We start from the raw sequence: 2,154 nt of genomic DNA, 5'->3' as shown, positions 1-2,154 counted from the left end.
CGCCGCTGCCGGTGGTGGCCGGCGCGGACCTCAACGAGGGGCCGGACGGCCCCGCCTGGCGGACCGTCGCCGAAGGGCTGACCGACGCGGCGGTGGCCGCCGACCGCGCCGACCGGCACACGTTCTCCTGTGCCGACCCGCGCCGCCGCATCGACGCGCTCTTCGTGGACCCGCGGATCACCGTGGCCGACTACGACGTGGTCGACACCCCGCGCACCCGCCGGGCCAGCGACCACTTCCCGGTCCTGGTCGACCTGCTGCTGCCCACCGCCGACTGACCGCACCCGGCCCCGTCCCACCCGCGAGGCCCGGCGGCGCGGCGCCCGCGGGCGCGTACGGCAGAGACCGTCGGCGGAACCGGCATCGGCAGTGACGCAACGTGAGACGCCGGCGGGCGGGACGCCCCACCCGCCGGCGCCTTTGCTCGCAGCCATATCCGCATCGGCTACCCGCGGTGACGATGCCGTGGGATGTGGCCAGGGCGCCACGTCCGGGCGAGCCGCGGCGGCTCTCCGGGCGGCTGGACAACGGCGGGCATTCTCGGCAGGATTTCGCACCGACCGGCACGCGTGCCGCACAAAAGGAGATGTCCCGGTGTCCTCCTCCACCGACCTCGGTCGCCCCGACCCGGACCCGACCGTCGTCCCGAGCCGGGACGACCGACCGGTCTCCGACCGGGGCGACACGGTCTGCGTCATCGGCGCCGGCGCCAGCGGCCTGACCGCCGTCAAGAACCTTCGCGAGGCCGGCTTCGGCGTGGACTGCTACGAGCGGGAGACCGGCGTCGGCGGCGCGTGGAACTGGCGGCACGACCGCAGCCCGGTGTACGCCAGCGCACACCTCATCTCGTCCCGGCCGTTCACCCAGTTCCCGGACTTCCCGATGCCCGACGACTGGCCGGACTACCCGCACCACAGCCAGCTGCTGTCCTACTTCGAGCGGTACGCCGACCACTTCGACCTGCGCCAGCACGTCTGGTTCGGCACCGAGGTGGTCCGGGTCGAGCCGGTCGAGGGGGACCGGTGGGACGTGACCACCCGCAGCACCGGCGGCTACGGCCCCGAGCGCACCTCCCGCTACGCCGCCGTGGTGCTGGCCAACGGGCACAACTGGTCGCCGAAGCTGCCCCGCTACGAGGGGCTGGAGGAGTTCCGCGGCGAGGTCATGCACGCCTCGTCCTACAAGGACCCGGCGCAGCTGCGCGGCAAGCGGGTGCTGGTGGTGGGTGCCGGCAACACCGGCTGCGACATCGCGGTCGAGGCGGCCCAGCAGGCATCGCACTGCTGGCACTCCACCCGCCGCGGCTACTGGTACGCCCCGAAGTACGTCCTCGGCCGCCCGGCCGACCAGGTGAACGACACGCTGCTGGCGTTGCGGGTGCCGTTGCGGGTGCGGCAGTGGCTCTACCACTGGACGCTGCGGTTGACCGTCGGCGACCTGACCCGGTTCGGCCTGCCGAAGCCCGACCACCGGGTCTACGAGACGCACCCGATCGCCAACAGCCAGCTCGTCTACTACGTCGGCCACGGCGAGATCACCCCCGTGCCGGACGTGGCCCGGTTCCACGACCGCACGGTGGAGCTGACCGACGGCCGCCGGATCGACCCGGAACTTGTCGTCTTCGCCACCGGCTACCTGCCGCGCTTCGAGTTCCTCAAGGGCCGGGTCCTCGGCGACGAGGACGGCTCCGGCCGCCCCCGGCTCTGGCTGAACGCCTTCACCGCCGGTCACCCGACGCTGGCGGTGGTCGGTCTGGTGCAGCCCGACTCCGGCATCTTCACCATCTCGCACTGGCAGAGCGTGCTCTTCGCCCGGCTGCTCACGCTGCGCGCGACCCGGCCGGAGCGGGCCGCGGCGTTCGACCGCCGGGTCCGTGCCGGGCTCGGCGAGCGGTACTCGGCGAAGGTCAAGGACAGCACCCGGCACTGGTTCGAGGTCGGGCACGCCGACTACCTGCGCGCCCTGCAGCGCGCCCTGCACGAGCTGGAGGAGGGCAAGTGAGCGCGAGGAACGCAGCGCAGCGGAGTCCCGCAGTCGCGATCGGAAGGCCAGCACAGTGAGCGCGAGGAACGCAGCGCAGCGGAGTCCCGCAGTCGCGATCGGAAGGCCAGCACAGTGAGCGCGAGGAACGCAGCGCAGCGGAGTCCCGCAGTC

Annotated in this window: 1 protein-coding gene and 1 pseudogene; both read left to right on the top strand. The window is 73.1% G+C overall.

Annotated features, from left to right (window positions below):
• Positions 1 to 278 (top strand): annotated as a pseudogene (locus tag HUW36_RS31500) (endonuclease/exonuclease/phosphatase family protein); the annotation flags it as partial.
• Between the two features lie 316 nt (positions 279 to 594).
• Positions 595 to 2,001, top strand: coding sequence for a flavin-containing monooxygenase (locus tag HUW36_RS31495; RefSeq protein WP_174531401.1), 1,407 nt, complete (start codon positions 595 to 597; stop codon positions 1,999 to 2,001).
• Positions 2,002 to 2,154: the final 153 nt, after the last annotated feature.

Source organism: Micromonospora maritima, from assembly GCF_902825405.1.
GTDB classification, from domain to species: Bacteria; Actinomycetota; Actinomycetes; order Mycobacteriales; family Micromonosporaceae; genus Micromonospora; species Micromonospora maritima.
This window is presented reverse-complemented; position numbering and strand designations above follow the sequence as displayed.